The organism is Candidatus Formimonas warabiya (assembly GCF_002777255.1).
Lineage (GTDB): Bacteria > Bacillota > Dehalobacteriia > Dehalobacteriales > Dehalobacteriaceae > Formimonas > Formimonas warabiya.
Genome location: NZ_CP017634.1, coordinates 5,048,285 through 5,069,143 on the forward strand (window position 1 = coordinate 5,048,285; position 20,859 = coordinate 5,069,143).

Annotated in this window: 14 protein-coding genes and 2 pseudogenes; 13 read left to right on the plus strand and 3 right to left on the minus strand. The window is 46.9% G+C overall.

Annotation, left to right across the window (positions count from 1 at the left end; translation table 11 throughout):
* Positions 1-118: 118 nt before the first annotated feature.
* On the plus strand, positions 119-1,327 hold the full coding sequence (locus tag DCMF_RS22990) for an argininosuccinate synthase (protein ID WP_148136588.1): 1,209 nt from the start codon (positions 119-121) through the stop codon (positions 1,325-1,327).
* Between the two features lie 234 nt (positions 1,328-1,561).
* On the opposite strand, the gene DCMF_RS22995 is transcribed toward DCMF_RS22990, so the two are convergent.
* Positions 1,562-2,197: a hypothetical protein gene (locus tag DCMF_RS22995; protein ID WP_148136589.1), complete on the minus strand. Its 636-nt coding sequence runs from the start codon at positions 2,195-2,197 to the stop codon at positions 1,562-1,564.
* A 69-nt stretch (positions 2,198-2,266) separates the two neighbouring features.
* On the minus strand, positions 2,267-3,175 hold the full coding sequence (locus DCMF_RS23000; protein ID WP_214658833.1) for a LysR family transcriptional regulator: 909 nt from the start codon (positions 3,173-3,175) through the stop codon (positions 2,267-2,269).
* Positions 3,176-3,414: 239 nt separating this feature from the next.
* Here DCMF_RS23000 and DCMF_RS23005 point away from each other — a divergent pair, with 239 nt between their 5' ends.
* The 3 genes from DCMF_RS23005 (at position 3,415) to DCMF_RS23015 (ending at position 5,509) form a co-directional block, all read left to right on the plus strand.
* A complete protein-coding gene (locus DCMF_RS23005) occupies positions 3,415-4,557 on the plus strand; it encodes a sodium ion-translocating decarboxylase subunit beta (RefSeq protein WP_148136591.1) in 1,143 nt (380 codons plus the stop codon).
* Positions 4,558-4,581: 24 nt separating this feature from the next.
* Positions 4,582-4,707 (plus strand): OadG family protein, encoded by a 126-nt coding sequence (locus tag DCMF_RS23010; protein WP_236860098.1) that lies wholly within the window; start codon positions 4,582-4,584, stop codon positions 4,705-4,707.
* A 124-nt stretch (positions 4,708-4,831) separates the two neighbouring features.
* The gene (locus DCMF_RS23015) at positions 4,832-5,509 is read left to right on the plus strand and encodes a TerC family protein (RefSeq protein WP_148136592.1); all 678 of its coding nucleotides are present in this window, start codon (positions 4,832-4,834) and stop codon (positions 5,507-5,509) included.
* A gap of 59 nt (positions 5,510-5,568) precedes the next feature.
* Here DCMF_RS23015 and DCMF_RS23020 read toward each other — a convergent pair whose 3' ends face one another.
* Entirely contained in the window at positions 5,569-6,180 is a 612-nt protein-coding gene (locus tag DCMF_RS23020; RefSeq protein WP_148136593.1) for a DedA family protein, read from the minus strand.
* 456 nt (positions 6,181-6,636) lie between these two features.
* Here DCMF_RS23020 and DCMF_RS23025 point away from each other — a divergent pair, with 456 nt between their 5' ends.
* The 9 genes and pseudogenes from DCMF_RS23025 (at position 6,637) to gabT (ending at position 20,846) form a co-directional block, all read left to right on the plus strand.
* Entirely contained in the window at positions 6,637-8,394 is a 1,758-nt protein-coding gene (locus DCMF_RS23025) for a formate--tetrahydrofolate ligase (RefSeq protein WP_148136594.1), read from the plus strand.
* 259 nt (positions 8,395-8,653) lie between these two features.
* The gene (gene pylD, locus DCMF_RS23030; RefSeq protein ID WP_148136595.1) at positions 8,654-9,466 is read left to right on the plus strand and encodes a 3-methylornithyl-N6-L-lysine dehydrogenase PylD; all 813 of its coding nucleotides are present in this window, start codon (positions 8,654-8,656) and stop codon (positions 9,464-9,466) included.
* A gap of 164 nt (positions 9,467-9,630) precedes the next feature.
* The gene (locus DCMF_RS23035; protein ID WP_148136596.1) at positions 9,631-11,385 is read left to right on the plus strand and encodes a sigma-54 interaction domain-containing protein; all 1,755 of its coding nucleotides are present in this window, start codon (positions 9,631-9,633) and stop codon (positions 11,383-11,385) included.
* A gap of 565 nt (positions 11,386-11,950) precedes the next feature.
* Entirely contained in the window at positions 11,951-13,432 is a 1,482-nt protein-coding gene (gene mttB / locus DCMF_RS23040; protein WP_148136597.1) for a [trimethylamine--corrinoid protein] Co-methyltransferase, read from the plus strand.
* Positions 13,433-13,814: 382 nt separating this feature from the next.
* Positions 13,815-15,209 (plus strand): annotated as a pseudogene (mtbB, locus tag DCMF_RS23045) ([dimethylamine--corrinoid protein] Co-methyltransferase).
* Positions 15,210-15,239: 30 nt separating this feature from the next.
* Positions 15,240-15,884 carry a corrinoid protein gene (locus DCMF_RS23050; RefSeq protein WP_148136598.1) on the plus strand — a complete coding sequence of 215 codons (645 nt, stop codon included), beginning with the start codon at positions 15,240-15,242 and terminating at the stop codon, positions 15,882-15,884.
* Between the two features lie 195 nt (positions 15,885-16,079).
* Positions 16,080-17,555 (plus strand): annotated as a pseudogene (gene mttB, locus DCMF_RS29845) ([trimethylamine--corrinoid protein] Co-methyltransferase).
* Between the two features lie 158 nt (positions 17,556-17,713).
* Positions 17,714-19,312, plus strand: coding sequence for a BCCT family transporter (locus tag DCMF_RS23065; RefSeq protein ID WP_148136601.1), 1,599 nt, complete (start codon positions 17,714-17,716; stop codon positions 19,310-19,312).
* Positions 19,313-19,499: 187 nt separating this feature from the next.
* Positions 19,500-20,846 (plus strand): 4-aminobutyrate--2-oxoglutarate transaminase, encoded by a 1,347-nt coding sequence (gene gabT, locus DCMF_RS23070; protein ID WP_148136602.1) that lies wholly within the window; start codon positions 19,500-19,502, stop codon positions 20,844-20,846.
* Positions 20,847-20,859: the final 13 nt, after the last annotated feature.

The window sequence follows — 20,859 nt, forward strand, 5'->3', positions numbered from 1 at the left end:
AGAAATATAAATCTAAAGGTAACAAGTATAAGTGCAACTAAGGCTTCCGCCGTCGCCAAAGGCTTGGCGCAAGCCAAGTTTTCTAATAATCAAAAATTACCGGGGGAGGAAAAACAAAATGTCAAAAAAAATTGTTCTTGCGTATTCAGGGGGACTGGATACATCCATTATTATTCCTTGGCTGAAGGAGAACTATGGCTATGAAGTAATCGCCATGGCGGCAGACGTAGGTCAGGGAGAAGAACTGGAACCGTTGCGGGAAAAAGCAATCAAAACCGGTGCCAGCAAGATTTATATTGAGGATGTCAAAGAAGAGTTTGTCACCGACTTTATTTTTCCCACATTAAAAGCCGGGGCGATTTATGAACAGAAATATTTGCTGGGCACTTCCTTTGCCCGTCCCCTCATCGCCAAAAGACTGGTGGAAATTGCCCGTCAAGAGGGAGCGGAGGCGATTTCCCACGGTGCTACGGGAAAGGGCAACGACCAGGTGCGTTTTGAATTGACGGTCAAAGCATTGGCCCCGGACCTCAAAATTATCGCTCCCTGGCGGGAATGGAATATTCGGTCCCGGGAAGATGCCATGGACTATGCGGAAGCCAGGGGGATCCCTGTTCCTGTGACAAAGAAACGTCCCTACAGTATGGACCGTAATTTATGGCACTTGAGCCATGAAGGAGGAGATTTAGAGAACCCGTGGAATGAGCCGCTGGAAGACCTGCTGATGATCATTACGCCACCGGAGAAGGCTCCCGATAAGCCTACCTACATAGAGATAGACTTCGAAAAGGGTATTCCGGTAGCGATCAACGGCGAGGCCCAAAAACCACTGGATCTGGTCTTATATTTGAACGAAGTCGCGGCAGCCAACGGGGTAGGTATTGCGGATATGGTAGAAAACCGGCTGGTAGGCATGAAATCCCGGGGCGTTTATGAGACCCCTGGAGGCACCGTGCTTTATAACGCCCATCGGGAGTTGGAGTACCTGTGCTTGGATCGTCAGACCTTGCATTTTAAAGAAATCGTGGCGGCGAAATATGCCGAACTGGTCTATGACGGCGTCTGGTATGCGCCGATCCGGGAGGCATTAGATGGCTTTGTAGACAAAACTCAGGAATTTGTTACCGGGACTGTGCGCATGAAACTGTACAAAGGAAATTGCACGCCGGCCGGTACGAGAAGCCCCTATTCTCTTTACAATGAGGAATTCGTCACTTTCGGCGAGGATCAGGTATACAACCAAAAGGATGCGGAAGGATTTATCAATCTCTTCGGTCTTCCCTTAAAGGTACGGGCCTTGATGATGCATGGAAAAAATAAGAAGTAAGCTGTAAAAAATACAAAGGGCAGTGTGCTGCAGTAAGCGGTGCACTGCTTTTTTTTATGGAGTTTTCTGATCAGAATTAGCAGACAATTTTTTCCGGTCCCGGATATGACCGGGAAACCGCTATGTTTTTTCTCAAGGGAACAGAACCTTAGAAATACCTTTTTGGTGTGCTGTTATAGTATAGGTGTGAGAGGAATAAACCTCTGTTGTTTCAGATTCTAGGGGCGTTGGCTTTTACTCTTCAGATGTTTTATTAAGTTTTTCAAGTACTAGCCCGAGCACAATTCCCCATAGAATTATTGCCGCTAAGTTTGACAAGAGCCCGGGAAAAGGTTGTTTACCTGATAAGACCGGTACCCTGTAGAAATTGACGACGATTTTAAAAAAGAACCATAATATCATACTATAAAGGGTTGATTTGATCATCAACTCTCTTGAAGTAATTAAGACAAGTAAGTGGGCAAAAATAGCCCCAAGAAACGCATCCCATATTAACTGTACGAATAGACTTATTACCCCTTGGAAAGCGGCTGGTGGCCTGGACCATGTTAACAAAACTGCTGCCCAATCCAGAAACCGGATCTCTGTGATATGAAAAAGATAATAATCCGTTAGATTCCAGATATTCATAGCGATACCGGCGACTGCTCCAGCCACCAGTCCTCGACAAGTTCGGTCCATATCATCATCCTTTCCCATCTCTAGAAGCTGATGAAAGATCAAGATAAAGCAGAAAAGTTGTTTAAGAGTACGAAATTTATTATTTTCAAATATTTTTAAATCGATACGCTTTGCTTGCTTAATTGCAGTTGGTCTCCTACCTCCTGTTCCTGTGGTGCGGCTCTTTTCAAAGGCACGGAAATAGCGCATAAGAATTTTTCTTATGCGCAAATTTATAAAATATACACCTTATTGCAGATGATAAAAGGCTGAGAGAAACTATTTTGGGGGAATCCTTAAGTCATACATTCTGGTTCTTACCATCTCCATGAGCTTTTTCACAGCAGGGGATAAATATTTATTCTTGTGATAGATCAGGCTGTAAGGATAGGACCAGCTTTTGCCTCTGATGCGTAATTCTTTAATTAACCCTGACTTTAGCTCAAAGGATACCGCGGAATAGGGCAGTAAAGATATGCCAAGATCTGCTGAGATTGCTTGTTTGATGGCGTCTATGCCGCCAAATTTCATGGCGATCCGGGACGGGATTTTCATCTCTTGAATAAAGTTTTCCAAAAATTTATGCAGATAGGAGTTTGTCTCATGGGAGACAAAATTGATGTCCGCAAAATCAGACGGTTTCACAAATTCTTTTTCCGAAAGCCTGTTGAGGGGAGAGGCAGCCAGGACCGCTTTATCATCCATCAGTTTTTCGATGCAAATAGAGTGATTGTAGGGTAAATTCCCCCCGTTGACGGCGAAGTCTACCTGGCCGTTAATGACCATGTGGGCAGTTTCGTCCGTATTGGCAATATGCAAATTAACTTCAACTTTTGGATATAAACTTTTAAATTCGCCGATTATTTTGGGCAAAATGTAAGCACCGGGAGTGTTGCTTCCGCCCACATTGACGCTGCCGATAATACATTCAGTTTTATTGAGCAGAATATGCTCCGCTTCGTCTACCAAAGCAAATATTTGTTGGGTGTAGCCGGATAATAATTTGCCGTTTTCATTTAAAGCGATTTTATTACCCACCTTGTCAAATAGTTTCATCCCAAGCTGGCCTTCCAGCTTTTTTATTTGCACAGACAAAGCGGGCTGGCTGATATGCAAGGATTCGGCAGCCTTGGTAAAACTTCCCTGTAAGGCAAGCACGTGAAACAGTTTTAAGTAATGTAGGTCCATATCACATATTCCCCCCATTTTTCAATTGCCATAGATAAAAACGTCCCTTAAGCTATAGTACCATTATACTATAACTCTAAGTTATGCTGTGATTAATTTTTATAAATTGGAACTATAGAATTTTTAGGCATATACTGTATATGCCGTAAAGAATACTTACGCAGATAGGAGGGAAGAGGTGCAGAGATTTTAATGGGTGTGGTATGAAAACAGACTACAGAGTAAAGGGAGAATAGAACATGGAAGAGTTGTTTCAAGGAATTTTATTATTTAAATGGCAATGTTTGGTGATGTACGCAATCGGGGGAATATTGATTTACTTGGCCATAAAAAAGGACTATGAACCTATGCTGCTGCTCCCCATGGGGTTTGGCGCCATTTTAGTAAATATTCCTTTAAGAACAATTTGGGAATTCGGGGGAGAGCCGGGAGTTTTGCAGATATTTTATAATTCCGGGATTTTAACGGAAATCTTTCCCGTACTGATTTTTGTGGCGGTAGGCGCCATGTGTGATTTTACCCCTCTTTTAAAAAATCCCCGCATGATTTTTTTTGGTGCGGCAGCCCAATTCGGCATATTCTTCACCATGCTCACCGTTTTACTGATTGGGGCACTAGGGGTGGAGTCCTTCCAGGACTTAAAACTCGCCGCGTCAATTGGGATCATTGGGGCCGCCGATGGACCGACATCGATTTTCGTGGCGTCTAAATTCGCCATGCAATGGTTAGGGCCCATCTCTGTTGCGGCATATTCCTATATGTCCCTGGTGCCGATTATTCAACCGCCGGTGATTAAAGCCATTACCACGAAAAAAGAGCGGATGATCCGAATGAAATATACTGAGGAAAAAGTTTCCAAAACCGTGTTAATTCTTTTCCCCATCCTGGTGACCGTCATTGCAGGAATTATTGCACCGATCAGCGTTCCCTTAATTGGGCTGCTCATGTTTGGAAATTTGCTCCGGGTGGCGGGATGTGTGGAACGGTTATCCCAGGCAGCCCAAAATGAACTGGCGAATCTTGTAACCTTGCTTTTGGGGATTACCATTGGGGCCAGTATGCGCTATGAACAGTTTTTACAGGTGGAAACATTGATGATTTTGGGTTTAGGACTGGTTGCTTTTATCTTTGATACCGCCGGCGGGGTATTTTTTGCCAAATTTATGAATTTATTTACGAAAGAAAAGGTGAATCCCATGGTGGGAGCGGCGGGAATTTCTGCTTTTCCCATGTCGGCCCGGGTGATCCAAAAGTTGGCCCAAAAAGAAGACCGCACCAATTTTGTTTTAATGCAGGCCATCGGCGCCAACGTAGCCGGCCAAATCGGCTCGATTATCGCTGGCGGTATGGTCCTTGCCCTGGTGCCTTATTTGCTGAAGTAATGAACACGTTAGGGGGTATGAAAAGTGGATCTAGTCGGATTGGGTTTGGAAGTAATGGGAATGGGCCTGGCCGGGGTATTTGTCGTCCTCATTCTCTTCTATTTTATGATCAAACTTTTGATCAAGGTTTTTCCTCCTAAGGAAGAGTGATAAGTGGGGTTGAATAGCTGTAATAGATAGCCCGGGCCTGCAGATATTTTTTGCATCAAGGTAAGTCTCTGAAAAGAAAAGATTTTCTTGTTCAGCTCAATTTTTTCATAGGGGGGCCGAAAAAATGTGGGAAGTTTTAGGGAAGATTTTTTCCATTACGCTGATTGATTTAGTGCTAAGCGGAGATAATGCGGCAGTGGTAGGTTTGGCGATTCGAAATCTGCCGGACAAAATGCGCAGAAAAGCGGCCTTGTTTGGGGCGGGGGGAGCTGTTTTTTTGCAGGTTACTTTGGCTTCCATAGCCACTTTTTTGATGAAAGTCAATTATCTGAGCGCCATTGGCGGCGTAATACTAATCTTTATTACCTATAAATTGATTAAACCAGGGGGAGAAGAAGAGGCAAACGTCAGTGCTTCGGACAAATTTTGGACTGCAGTAGGTACCATCGTGGTAGCGGATATTTCTATGGCCTTTGATAATATTATGGGCGTAGCCGGAGTGGCGGAAGGAAATGTTTTGTATATACTTTTTGGCCTGTCCATGTCCATTCCAATTTTGATCTTTGGGGCAACCTGGTTAGCCACCCTGATGGACAAGTTTCCTATCATTATTTATCTGGGGGCTACGGTCCTGGCCCACACTGCCTCAAGCATGATCATCCACGACAAAGCCCTCCATCTCACCAAATTTATCGGAGAAATATGGGCTACGGCGATTCCCTGGTGCTTAGCGATTCCTGTGCTCATTTATGGAATCGTCGTAGTTCGAAGGATGAAGCGGTCTCAAGTGCCAGGCACTTAACCTATCAATATGGGAACATTATTTACCCTCCTGCGCAGATGGACGCAGGAGGGTATTTTTTAACTTTCTTTTTTATACCATTTTTTAATAATCAAGAGAATCAGTAATGCGATGACGAGAAGGGAAACATAATCTAATTTGTGAAAAATGGGTAAAATGTCCTCCCAATGTTCCCCAAGTTTCATCCCCCCATAAACAAAGGCAAAATTCCAGGGGAAGGATCCCAGCGTGGTAAAAATAATAAATCTCAGTAAATTCATTCTACAGATACCGGCAGGAAGAGAAATGAAAGTTCGGATCCCCGGAAGTAACCTGCTGATAAAGATCATATATTCCCCATAGCGGTTAAACCAGTATTCGGTTCTTCTCAGCCTGTTCGGGGAAATGTGAATGTATTTGCCATATTTTAAGATAAAGGGACTTCCTCCCCAGTAACCCACGGCATAAGCAATTAATGAGCCCGCCAGATTTCCCAAAGTACTTGCCATGACCGCCTCAAACAAGCTCATTTTTCCCAACCAGACTAAATAGCCCGTAAATGGCAGGACCACTTCACTGGGTAGCGGGATACAGGCGCTTTCAATGGTCATGCCAATGAAAACACCAAGCAGGCCATATTGTTCTATGAACGGTTCAATGATGGCAAATAGATAATTTAAAATGCTTTCCATAGCATCTCCTACGATATTTTTTCGGTACTGATGTTATATTATACCATAAATGACCCCATTTGTAGGAGGGCTTTTTTTGATGTTAATTGTCATCCTTGCAAGGATCTGAATAGTTCTTATTCGTATAGCGGATGTTTTTTGGGACATGATAGGATAAGATATAGTTTTTTTATTTTTTTGAAAAGTTAAATTTTTAGTTGCCGGTTAAATAAAAGAGGATTTTAAAGTCTCTTGGAGAAAGATTCCAAATAGAGGTTATGAAAGAAGGCATGTGATTTTTTGCACAAAAAAGGGAAAACTGTCAATCAGCAATATATTTAACTTTTCGCAAAATATTATCACTTGTCTGAAAATAGAGGAAAAGAATAAAATATTAAACAAATATAGGTAAAAGATAAGGCAAAATGGGTAAAAATTATTTATTAGTAAGGTAAAGAATGAAAGGAGAGAAACAGAATGCTTGACCCGACCCAATTTAAAGACTGGCAGATTGCTGAAGAAGCGGAAAAGACTATGCTTTCCCCGGAACAGTGGCAAGAAAAACTTGGTTTGGAAAAGGGTGAGATGATTCCTTTCGGAAAGACGCCCAAACTTGATTTTATCAAAATTATGGACAGACTGAAAGACCGCCCGGACGGAAACTTCGTCGAGGTTACCGCGATTACGCCGACTCCCTTAGGAGAAGGAAAATCGACTACATCATTGGGCCTAATTGAAGGATTGGGTAAGAGAGGAATGAATGTGGGCGGCTGCCTGCGCCAGCCTTCCGGCGGACCTACCATGAATGTGAAAGGAACCGCTGCCGGCGGCGGCAATGCGCTGCTGATTCCCATGACGGAATTTTCTTTGGGCCTCACGGGCGATATTAATGATATTATGAATGCCCACAACCTGGCGATGGTTGCTCTCAATGCCAGAATGCAGCATGAAGCGAATTATAGTGACGCCGAATTAGCGAAAAGGAATTTAAAAAGACTGGATATTGATCCCAAAAACGTAGAAATGGGCTGGATTATCGACTTTTGTGCCCAAGGACTGAGAAACATCATGATCGGACTGGGCGGCAAAAAAGACGGCTTTACCATGCAGTCTAAATTTGGCATTGCCGTTAGTTCCGAGTTAATGGCTATTCTTGCTGTGGCCAGAGATTTGAAGGATTTACGGGAAAGAATTGCCGACATGATCGTTGCTTACGATAAGTACGGCAATCCTGTTACCACGGCTGATTTGGAAGTAGACGGCGCTATGGCCGCCTTCATGCGCAATACCATTAATCCTACCCTGTGCTATACGGTTGAGCATCAGCCTGTACTCGTTCATGCCGGTCCTTTTGCCAATATTGCCATTGGCCAGTCTTCCATTATCGGGGACCGGGTAGGCTTGAAAATGTTTGATTACCATATTACAGAGAGCGGATTTGCTGCCGACATCGGATTTGAAAAATTCTGGAATGTCAAATGCCGCTTAAGCGGATTGACCCCGAATGTTTCCGTGCTGGTCTGTACCGTGCGTGCCCTCAAGATGCATGGAGGCGGCCCTACCGTAGTTCCCGGTCGTCCCTTGCCGGAGGCCTATACCAAACAGGATTTAGGCCTGGTAGAAAAAGGCTTGGAGAACTTGCTCCACCACTTGAAGAACGTGAAGAAATCCGGGATCAATCCGGTGGTTTGTATTAACAGCTTTGCTACCGATACCAAGGAAGAGGTGGCACTGATTAAAAGAGCCGTGGAGCAAGCCGGCGGACGCTGCGCCGTTTCCGAACACTGGAGATACGGCGGCGACGGAGCTCTTGAGCTTGCCGATGCAGTTATTGACGCTTGTAAGGATCCGGTTAATTTCAAATGTCTCTATCCCATCGAAATGCCCTTAAGACAGCGGGTGGAAATAGTTGCCAAAGAAGTATACGGTGCGGACGGTGTTGATTGGGCTCCGGAAGCGGAAGCAAAAGCCAAGAGATTTGAATCTGATCCCAAGTATGCCGATTTCCAAACCATGATGGTGAAGACCCATCTCAGCTTGACCCATGATCCTACTCTGAAAGGTGTGCCGAAAAACTGGAGATTGCCCATCCGTGACGTACTTGTCTACGGCGGCGCCAAGTTCCTTTGCCCGATGGCCGGCACGATCAGCTTGATGCCGGGAACCGGTTCCGATCCGGCCTTCAGAAGAATTGATATTGACGTGAATACCGGAAAAGTAAGCGGGTTATTCTAATCTGAAATATTTCTATCCCATAATCAGGAGGTCTTTTTGAGACCTCCTGATTTTTTTACCACCTTATTTCCTCTCTTCTGCCTGCAGGCAATCAATATTGATTTCATTGATTTTCCCGGTAACCGGTACCCGGATCCCGAATTTTTATATTTCCAAATGTTTTTGTGATAAAAATAAAGGATTTTTTCTGGTTTTGTACAAATACCTTAGGAGAGAAAATAATCGCTGATTTTTTATTTTGGCAAGAGGGAGAAAAAACATGACACGGCTTACTGTAAAAGACATTGATGGGCTTGATCAGGGGTTTTCCGCCTATGATAGGGAACTAATTGAAAAGACCGGTATGACCTTAGGTGAAATTGCCTGTTTTTCCGCAGGAATTTCCCCCCAAGAGTTTCAGGAAGCAGGGGAAGATTACCGGGTTGCCGTCGTGCCGATCACAGCCGGCGAAGGGATCATTGGCGGATTCGCCCAGTCTGTGCAAGGGATCGTAGCCAGTTTAGGGTTTCAAGTATCGGTAACCCGGGAGACGGATGTGGACGGCATCTTTGAGGCGGTGTCTTCCGGCAGTGAAATCATTTTTATGGCGGATGATGTGCGCTTTATCGCCATAAATTTACACAACAAAAGAATAGCAGATAATGGGGAAGCCACCGGCAGGGGCTATGTGGCTGCTCTGAACGGAATGGCAAAAGACCTGAACGGGTGCGAAGTATTGGTTTTAGGGTTTGGTCAAGTGGGTTCCCCGGCGGTAGAATTTCTTTTGGAGTTGGGAGCCAAACCCGCTGTTTATGATATTGACGAGGAAAAATTACATCACATAGATAAAAATAAGGTTCAAGTGGAAAAGGATTTAAGGGCAGCGTTGCCTAAATATCACTATCTTATCGACGCTACACCGGAAAACAGTTTTATCGCCCCGGAGCTATTAGACGGGAAGGCAAAAATTGCTGCCCCGGGAATTCCCCTGGGACTTACTCCGGAAGCATATGGGAAATTTAAGGGCGCAACCATCCATGATCCTTTACAAATCGGAGTAGCAGCGATGCTGGCTTTGGCAGTAAAGCCTTAAATAAACGTGGGGGGTGGATCGGCAGGATCGCATAGACTCTAAATCTATGTAGCCGGGTGTAACTCCCGGACTCCCCGCCATACCTGAAAATGATTTGTTTTATCGTGCCTTGAGACTGTTTTGACGGGTTCTGTCCAGGTTAAGCGGAGCAAGGAGTGGATAAAATGATTAAGCTTGCAGATATTTCTCATGACGATTTTTTTCTTTTGCCCTCCGGGGCAAAAGTGGCCGATGTTCTGGAAGATATTTTAGATCATCACACCCAATATATCATTCGCTGCTCAGAGAAAGAAGTTGGCGCAGTCTACCGGACATCTGTTTTATTGCGGGAAGCTCTGAAAAACGGCTCCGGTTCCCTGGGGGAAAATATCCTGGTCAGTGAGAGATTTGCCGTGATTCAGGAGGGGGATTCTCTCCTGGATTTATTGGCTTTGGAGGATCATCCTGATTTGATTGTTCTGGTCAATGAGGGAACAGTTCCCGTGGGGATGATTGACGGGTTGGAGGCAATTCGGAAACTGCTCCATGATTTTTATGGGATGATACCCGGGACAAAACTTTCTTTGCCGGAATACCGGGATATTGTGGAGCAACTGGAAGAAGAGATATTCGTTACCGATGGTGCCGGATTTATTTTATATCTGAACCCGGAAGGGGAAAAAGTTTGCGGCGTGAAACTGGAAGAGGTGATTGGAAAGCACGTCAGCGATTTGGAAAAGGCCAAGATTTTTACGTCCAGTACCACCGTTGAGGTGCTTAAAACCAAGAAGAAGGCCAATTTACTGCAAAAGCTGAAGTCCGGAAAAACGGTTTTGGCCACGGGCAGACCCATTTTTGATCAGAAAGGCCGGCTCGTCCGGGTTTTAAGTACCACGAAAGATGTCAGAGAGATCAATCATTTAATGGAACAGATTGAACAAAAGAACAAAGAGATTAAGCACAAAAACCAGGAGCTGACTTTGTTGCGGGAAAGTATTTTTGCCCAAGACAACTTTGTGTGCAAAAGCCCTAAAATGACAGGAATTAAAGATACCATCATCAAAATTGCCCCGACGGATATCACTGTCCTGATTCAGGGAGAATCAGGCGTGGGAAAAGAAGTGGTGACAAAATTAATTCACAATTTAGGCCTGAGAAACAGGTACCCTTTGATCAAGATCAATTGTGGCTTAATTCCGGAAAATTTGTTGGAATCCGAATTATTCGGTTATGAGGGCGGGGCTTTTACCGGGGCGAATAAACATGGGAAATTAGGGAAAATCGAATTAGCCAACCAGGGAACCTTATTTCTCGATGAAATTGGCGAGATGCCCTTAAGTCTCCAGGTGAAGCTGTTGGAGTTTTTGCAGGACAGAGAGTTTACCCGGGTGGGAGGCACGCAAAAGATAAAAATTGATACCCGGGTGATTTTAGCCACCAACCGGGATTTGCAGACGATGGTCAATCAAGGCCGCTTCCGCCGGGATCTTTTTTACCGCCTCAATGTCCTGCCCATCAACATTCCTCCTTTAAGGGAGAGAGTGGAGGATATTCCGGTGCTGGCGGAATATTTCCTGGATCAATTCAACAACAAGTATCAAATGAATAAAAAGTTGGCCCCGGACGTGATCGAAGCATTTTATGAGTATGATTGGCCGGGCAATGTCAGGGAATTGGTCCATTTTATTGAGAGAATCATGGTGATCAGTGATGCGGATTTCATTACCCGGGACATGTTGCCGGAAGTGTTCGGGGGAAATCCGTCTCCCCGCCAGACCATTATCTGCACCGACCTGATTCCTTTGAAAAAAGCGAAAAATGAATTGGAGGCCCAGCTCATCAAACGGGCTTACGAGATCTATAAATCTACCTATAAAGTAGGAAAGGTATTAGAGATCGACCAGTCCACGGTGGTGAAACTGCTTAAAAAATATAGATAATCCAGATCCGGAAAAAGGCATCGCGAAAATCCCTTTGTTTGATGATTCTTCAGATGCCTTTTTGTGATCGTGAATCGGAGAAATCCTCTCTGATGATTTATTTCATGATGCAATGAAAAAATTCATCGGCGGGGATTGGTTATTTGTGGGGCCAAACGTGATCATGACAGGAAAAAATCCTTCTCACTAATGAAAATTGTCATGGGATTAGGAAAATTCCGTCTTTTATGAAAGGCTTTTTGCGCTCTCGAAAAAATTCATTTCTTTGGTACTCAGCCCTTGAACTGCCGGGGTTTTCCCTTTTTGCGTTTCCCGAAAAACGGAAACCGAAACCGTCAAATCCCGAAAGTTTCGAGGGCTTTTTCTATTATTTCGTGCTTGGCATATTTTTTGCTTTATTCTAAGGAAGTGGAAGAACAGTTGATGAAGAAAGCCTATAGTATTTATCAAAGCCCCTATAAAGTGGGCGAGGTATTGGAGATTGATCAATCTACGGTGGTAAAAATATTAAAGAAAATATAGATAAACCCAACTTAAAACTAAAAACGGGCGGAGGTAGAAGTTCATGAAAAGAAGTGAAAAATCCGGCATTGAGATCGGCACGGGGTTTGGCTTGAAGTCTTTTTCCCCGGACCAAGTAGAGATGCTTCATGATGCTACATTAAAGGTGCTCCAAGATACGGGAATCAAAGTAGAAAGCGATGCGGCGGCGGAAATATTTTCCGGGGCCGGTGCGCAGGTAGAGCGCTTTTCCAATTATTTTACCGTGAGAATCCCTTCCTATATTGTGGAAGACTGCATCCGCTGGGCGGCCCGTCCGGGAATTTTTTACGGCCGGGTTCCGGAAGATGACTTTCTTGCGGAGCCCCATCGGGTTGGGTTTGCCACCTTTGGTGAATGTATTCAAGTGATCGACCCCGTGACCAGAAGGGTGAGGAAGTCTACCAAAAAAGACTGCGGGGATATCTCCCTGATTTGCGACTATTTTGACGAGATCAGCGTCATGGAACGGCCTTGCTGCTCCTCGGATATGCATCCGGAGACACAGCCCCTGCACAATTTGGAAGCCATTTTTACCAATACTTCCAAACCGGTGTTTCTCGCCGCTGTGAACCCGCGCAATTGCAGAAAAATGGTGGAGATGGCGATCGTCTGTGCCGGAGGAAAGGAAAACTTCCATAAACGTCCCTTCCTAAATATTTTTGTTTGTCCTACCAGCCCCTTGCTTTTAGTGAAAAATTGCTGCGATGTGATTATAGAAGCGGCCGGATTAGGGGCGGGCATTGCTATTATTCCCATGGCTTTAGCCGGCGCCACGTCGACAGCGACTTTGGCCGGGACCATCGTCACCCACAATGCGGAAGTATTAAGTGCTCTTGCCTTGGCCCAGCTGACGAAAAAAGGCTGCCGTTGTGTTTATTGCGGTGTGAGCACGATTATGGATCTCCGGCTCATGGTGGGCCCGGTAGGTGCTCCGGAACAGGCTTTATTGGCTTCCGGGGCCGCAAAACTGGCCCAATATTATCGATTACCCAGTTGGATCGGCGGCGGTGTGTCGGACAGTAAACTGCCTGATGCCCAAGCAGCTTATGAGTTTGCCCTTAACGCTTTAACCGGCGCTTTGGCCGGAGCGAACATTGTCTATGGCGCAGGTGTGCTGGAATTAGGCCTGACCCAAGATTATGCCAAGCTGGTGCTGGACGTGGAAGCCATCCGGTCCATCAAAAGAATCATGAAAGGCGTGGAAATTACCGATGAGACCCTGGCCTTGGATGTGATCCATCAGGTTGGTGCCGGCGGAGAGTTTCTCACCCACGCGCATACCTTTCAGCATATGCGGGAACAGTCCCAACCGGCCCTTTTTGACCGGAAGACCCGGGATTCCTGGCTGAAAAGCGGAGGAAAAGATGCTGCGGAACGGGCTTACGAAGAGGCCTTACATATTTTGGAGAACCATCGGCCCAAGGTCCTACCTCCGGGGGCAGCCGGTATCATGAAAGAAATTATTGCTGATTATGAAAAAGAACTTGGTGTGGCCGGAAAATAAAGCAACGGCAATGAAATTTTTCATGAAAGGGTATGATTTTTTTCATCTGTATTTTCTGATTATTTTGGCTTAATTAATATTTCCATCTGCGCTGCTTGCTCAAAAATAATGAATAATTTCATTAGACCGATCTCTCCCGGCGGAAAAAGGGCCGGCAGGAAAGGCCGCAAGATACCAAGTGGATTGGCAAAGGTTTTGCTATAGGTATGAAACAAGTCAACATAATTTGGGGACATTCCTCGTTACAAGAGTCAAAAGGTAAAAAACAAGATGTTTGCCCTTTTTTCCCGACTCTAGCTTATCTTTCTTTCCTGCTTCCGGCTTCTTGCATCTTGCTTCTTGGATGAGGTGTGTTCCCTAACATTTAAAGGAGGTAAAAGAATTGGATAAGTTTTTTACCAGGATGGGGGATGGTTCCGCGGTCTGGATGAGCGAGGAAGACATTCGCTGGGACTTGGAAGAGGGCATGAAAGATGCGGCAGACCGGGGCAAAATTCCTGAGCTGACCGATGATGAAATGCAACAATTATTTGAAATAGTCACCCATCCCTTAAAGAATGTAAGCTGTGCCCGGGGAAATGAGGCCGTGGTCACCTTTGATGCCGGAACCTTAAAGCTGCCTGTGCGGGCAGGGCTTCCCATGGACCGGATGACCACCATTCTCACCCATGAAAGGGCCTTATGCTCGGATACCATGGAGCTTTGCACCACGGACTACAGTTATAAATCGATTAAGAATTTTGTTCATGAAGAAGCCATGTCTATGGAACTGGCCCAATTAAACAGCATCATCCCGCTGTTTTACGGCGCCATGCCCAATCTGGGCCAGTACACAAAACCGGATGGCCCCATTGATAACTGGTCGGAACTTTTACCGATGGCAAAAATTGCTGAAGCACGGGCCGCGCAAGAGGAAGCGATTGAACATGCGGTGCGGGATATGGTCTTTATTGCCAGCGCCCTTTACGAAGAAGGCGGGGCAGACGGCATCAACTTTGACACGGTAGGCGCGTCAGGAGACGGAGATGTTCTGGCTACGCTCAAAGCAGCCCAAATCCTCAAGGGAAAATATCCGGAAATACCCATTGAAATCGGCATGTCCGGAGAATTTGTCTTGGGGATGCACGGCCAGTTGGCTTTTGACGGTACCAGATTGGCGGGGCTTTATCCCCACCAGCAGGTCAAGGTTTGTGAAAAGGCCGGCGCCACCATCTTTGGTTGTGTGATCAATACCAACAGCAGCATGTCCTTTGCCTGGAATCTGGCCCGAACGGTCACCTTTACCAAAGCCTGCGTAGAAGCGGCCAGCATTCCGGTTCACGTGAATGCCGGGATGGGTGTGGGCGGGGTGCCCTTGACCAATACTTCTCCCACCGATGCTACGTCCCGGGCCTCAAAGGCCATTATTGAAATCGGCAAGGCGGACGGGTTGTAGATTGGTCATGGCGATGCCTACGGGATGGCCGTGATGCATGAGGTGACCACAGGCATGGGCGGAATACGTACTGCCGGAGATCTGGTAGCACGGATGCAGATGCTGAAGGGCATGAAATTGAAGGATGCGAAAGAATATGTAGCAGGGAAACTAGGGGTTGACCTGTTCGATCTTTCCGATTCCTATGTGATGAAAGAGCTGAGGGAACAGCTGGATATCGGCACTGTGCTGGACCGGGCCAACGCTTCTTTTGGTATGGAAGCCAAGTTCAACATCGCCCGGGTCCTGGATATTCCCATCAATTCGGTAAATAAATTTAAACGAAAAGTTGGCATGGTATAAATCAGGAAGATAGAAAAAGGAGGAAGGAACATGAGTCGTGAAGCTTTGATTCAAGAAGCCATTGATACTATTCTGAAATATGACAAGGAGCGGGCGGTGCAGATCGCCCGGCAAGTACTTTCCGAGGGGCTGGATCCGGTGGATATTCTGACCAACGGATTCAGTGTGGGCATCCGGCAGGTGGGAGATCTTTTCGGCCGGGGCGAGGTTTTTCTTCCCGAACTGATGCTCTCCGCGGATGTGATGAAATCTGTCACCGGTGCCTTCGAAGGTGCCATGGACGGCAAGGCGGCCCAGAAAAAGGGGAAGATGATTTTTGCCACCGTGGAAGGAGACGTCCATGACATTGGTAAAGGGATTGTGATCTCTCTCATTAAGACCCAAGGAATAGAGATCATTGACTTAGGCCGGGATGTTCCGGTAAGCAAAATTATTGAGAAGGCGGTAGAGGTCGATGCGGATTTAATCGGCACCAGCGCTTTGTTAACCACCACTTTGGTGGAACAAAAGAAATTGGAAGAGGAGCTTAAGAAGCATGGCCTGCGCAATAAGTTTAAGACCATGGTCGGGGGAGCCCCGGCTACCCAGCGCTGGGCGGACCGGATCGGCGCCGATGCCTATGGAGAAGATGCGGCCGATGCCGTGAACAAAGCCCTGGCATTATTAAACGAATAACGGATGAAGAGTAGAAGGCCAGTTACAGCTTCAATCCTCTGGATAAGGCCGTGATGGGTTTTGTCTACGGGACCCAAGCCCTCCTGAGCAAAGATAAATTCTGCATGGGTTATTTGACCGCCCATAGAAAAGGAATGTACCAAGAGTAATTGTGGTAAGAGATCAAACCGGATCATTCTTTTGGAGGTGAAAGGAGTGTCACGAAATTTACACGCAGGATTTCATCGCATCGACGGTTTTGGCATCAATGTTTTTTCCCGGGACGAATTGTATGCCGTCCACTGCGCTACTTTGGATGTGCTGCAGCATGTGGGAGTAAGAGTGGACAGCAAAGAAGCCCAGGAAATTTTCGCCGGCGGGGGAGCTACGGTGGACCCTCAGACCGACATTGTGAAAATACCTCCCTACATGGTGGAAGATGCGCTGCGTTGGGCTCCCGGCACCTTGCTGCTGGCGGCCCGGGACCCGAAAAAGGATTATATTTTGGAGAGCAACCGGGTGGGATTTGTCAATTTCGGTGAAGGGGTCAATATCATCGATCCTGTGACCCGAAAGTACCGGCCTACCAACAAAAGGGATGTGGCCAACGCCGCCTTGATGAGCGACTATTTATCGGAAATGGATATTTCCTATCGGGCCGTGGTAGCCCAGGATCAACCGGGGCATGTGCAGTCCCTCCATAATGCGGAAGCCATTTTTCCCAATACCGCCAAACACTTTTTCATCGGCGCGGACGGTGTGAAAAACGCCCGGAAGCTGATTAAGATGGGGGCGGCCCTAGCCGGCGGTAAGGATAAATTAAAAGAAAGACCCCTGATCAGTTTCAACGTCTGCCCCACCAGCCTTTTAAAACTAATCCCCGAGTGTACGGATGTGGTCATGGAAGCTGCCCGGGCCGGGATTCCTGTGAATATTATTTCCATGGCCATGGCCGGAGCCACCTCTCCCGTAACCCTGGCAGGAACTTTAGTGACCCATAATGCGGAAGTGCTGGCAACCATCGTACTCAGCCAGTTCACATGCAAGGGCGCTCCCTGTATTTACGGAAGCTCTACGACGATCATGGATATGCGGTATACCACCGCACCCGTAGGGGCGCCGGAACTGGGCATGATTAGCGCGGCGGTGGCCAAAATGGCTCAATATTACTTGCTGCCTAGTTTTGTCGCGGGCGGGTAGGCGGACAGTAAAGTGCCTGACGCTCAAGCAGCTCATGAAAAAACCCTCACCGGTCTTTTGGCTGCCCAGGGTGGCGCCAACCTGATCTATGGGGCCGGGATGCTGGAGCTGGGAATTACTTTTGACTTTGCCCAATTTGTTATGGACAACGAGATCTTTAAAATGATCAGAAAAGCTGTGGGCGGCATCCGCGTCACCGATGCCGACATGGCGGTGGATATCATCAAGGAGATCGGACCCGGCGGAGAATTCATCAGCCATGCCCATACCTTCGAGAACTTTAGAAAAGAGCAGTCCCAAAGCAGATTAATTGACCGCACCATGCGTGATACCTGGTTGCTCAGCGGAGGAAGGGACCTAACGGAGAGAGCCTATGAAGAGGCCAATCATATCCTGAATACGCACAAGGTGGCCCCTTTGGCTCCCGGGACCGAAGGTACGATCCGGTCTATTGTGGAAGAGGCGGAGGAGGAGTACGGAATAAAAAGGTGATCCTCGATTAACAGGCGAGGGAAGATAAAAGAGGGGACCCTGCCTGCTATGACGATAGAAAAATAAAAAGGAAAGGAGTGATGGATGGAAGCGGCACAATGTGTTCAGTCCCTCAAATAAAATGATTTATTAATCAGAGAAAAAAGGGAGGACAGTACATGGAACAACAACAAAGAAAATTGCAAATTGACTGGAGAGTGTTTTGGCCTGCATTAATCGTGGTTTTAGGCGTCAGCCTTCCCCTGGCCATTAACCCGGAGAAAGGCGGAACGGTAGTAAATGCTGCACTGGCATTTTGTACCGGCAAGTTCGGTTGGTTATTCCTTTTGTTTGGTATGTTTTGCTTCGTCCTCTTAATGTGGCTGGCCTTTGGCCGGTATGGCAATGTAAAAATGGGCGGTCCCACTGATGAACCGGAATTTTCTTATTTTAGCTGGATCGCCATGCTGTTTTGCGCCGGGATCGGCAGCGGGATCATGATCTGGTCTGTGATTGAACCCATCTATTATTTGGCCGGACCTCCCCTCAACGTGGAAGCCGGTACCTTTATGGCAAAAGAATGGGCTCATGTGTACGGCCAGTTCCACTGGGGGTTCAGCGCCTGGGCGATTTACTGCCTGCCTACCATTCCCATTGCTTATTATGTCTATGTGCGGAAAGAGAATTCCCTCAAAATGAGCGTTACCTTTAAAGACTTGTTCGGGCCGAAAGTAGTGGACAGCTGGATCGGGGTCGTTATTGACGTGATCGTGATGTTTGGTTTGATTGGTGCTGTAGGCACCTCCCTGGGATTGGCCGTTCCTGTGGTATCGGCCCTGTTCCATGAAATGTTCGGGATTCCTCAAGGGATGGGATTAAACCTTCTGATCATCGCCCTGTGGACGGCCATGTTCGGCACCAGTGTTTTCAAAGGGTTGAGCAAAGGGATAAAAGTGCTCAGCGATATTAACATTTATTTGGCGATTATTCTTGCTGTCTTTGTACTGTTTGTGGGGCCCACGGTATTTACCATGAAGCTTTGGACCAATAGTATGGGACTGTTGTTCTCAAATTTCTTCCATATGAGCTTCTGGATGGATCCCATTAATCAGGGCGGTTTCCCGGAAGGCTGGACCGTATTTTACTGGGCCTGGTGGATTGCTTATACGCCCATGATGGGTCTTTTCGTCGCCCGTATTTCCAGGGGGCGAACCATTAAAGACATCGTTATTGCCGAGTGCCTCTGGGGGACTCTGGGCTGCTGGCTGTTCTTCGGTGTAATCGGCGCTTATTCCATCTATGTTGATATCAATGGAATCGTACCTGTTTCCCAAATTTTAGCTGATCAAGGATCTCAGGCCGCGATTGTGGCAGTGATGGGCTCTTTGCCTCTCGGCAAGCTGGTGATGTTTGTTTACCTGACTTTGATCTTTATCTTCCTGGCCACCACCCTGGATTCTTCAGCCTATACTTTAGCATCCGTGTGTACCAGAGACATCCGGGGAGATGAGCAGCCTGCTACCTGGAACCGGGTATTCTGGGCTCTTTGTATTGGTTTGATTTCCATTGGTTTGTTGGCGGTAGGCGGTCTGGGGCCGGTACAGACCTCCAGTATTGTATCGGCACTGCCTTTAATGCCGGTGCTGTTCCTCCAGGTAATTTCCTTTATGAAAGCGATTAATAAAGATTTTGCCCATCTGAAACCAAGACCGATCGCCATTGATTATCAACCGGAAGCAAGCTCTCAGGTCTCTCAGTCCTCAAATATCAGTGCCTAAAGAGTTCGATGAAGAAGTATGTTCATGGCAGGCGGTCCTTACCCCCGGCTTGGGGGTAAGGATCATGCCGCCGGAATAGTTTTGGAAAATTGCAGATGATCCGTCTGTTCATCATATGTAAGGCTGTTTTGCCCCCCATTGTAGGTTTGTTTAGGCAATTTTAATATAAATCAAGGAGGTCATCAAAATGTTAACAGGAAAAGAGCTGGCAAAGGTCTCGCAGGAGCAAGGAGAAAAAACCAAAGAGTTGTTGGGAAAAGTAAAGGAGAATTTGTCCAGAGGTTTGTCTGTGGGGAATGAAGTATTTGCTGCCGAGGCAAAAGGCGCTGTGATACAGGACCTGGATGGGAATACTTATATTGACTTTTTTGCCGGCGTGGGCGTACTCAACGCGGGCCATCGTCCGGAACCGGTGGTGGAAGCCATTAAAGACCAGGCGGACAAATACCTGCATACTTTCTTTCATCAAGTGATGCATGGGCCCTATGTAGAATTCAGTGAAAAGCTTCTGGACCTGGTACCAATTAACGGTCCCAAGAAGGCTGCCTTATTTAACAGCGGGGCGGAAGCGGTGGAAAATGCCGTCAAGACCGCCCGTTTCTATACCAAAAGGCAGGCTGTGATCTGTTTTGAATCCGCTTTCCATGGCCGCACCTTACTTACTATGACCCTGACCAGTAAAGTGAAACCCTATAAATATGGTTTTGGGCCTTTCGCCCCGGAAATCTATAAAGTTCCTTCCGCCTACTGTTATCGCTGTCCCTGGAACTCCGCCTATCCCGGCTGCGGCATGCATTGCCTGGAGCAGTTCCATCACTTCTTTAAAGCCGAGGTAGACGCGGCCGATGTGGCGGCGATGATCATTGAACCGGTCCAGGGGGAAGGAGGCTTTATCGTACCGCCGAAAGAATTCTTACCCGGATTAAAGAATATCTGCCAAGAGAACGGCATTGTCTTCATCGCTGACGAAATTCAAACCGGATTCTGCCGCACGGGAAAGATGTTTGCCGTGGAGAATTATGGCGTAGAACCGGATCTGATCACCTGTGCCAAATCCATGGCGGCCGGGATGCCGGTCAGTGCTGTCGTGGGCAAAGCGGAAATTATGGACGCGCCGGATCCCGGCCAGTTGGGCGGAACCTACTGCGGAAATCCCGTCGCCTGTGCCGCCGGTATCGCTACCCTGGATTATTTAAAGGCGGCCAACTTGAATGACCGAGCAAGTGCAATCAGCAAGTACACCTTAGGCCGGCTGGGGGCAATGCAGGAGAAATATCCGGAAATCGGTGACGTGAGAGCTTTAGGAGCAATGATTGCCCTGGAATTTGTGAAAGACAGGGGCACCAAGGAACCGGATAAAGACGCCGTGGGCAAAATTGTGAAAGAATGTTTCAAACGGGGCTTGATTATTATTTCCGCAGGTGTCCTGGGCAACGTGATCCGCATGCTCATGCCTCTGGTGATTACCGACGAGCAGTTGACGCAAGCCCTAGATATCCTGGAAGAATCTTGTGCCGTAGTATTGAAAAAATAAATGACGCATGCTT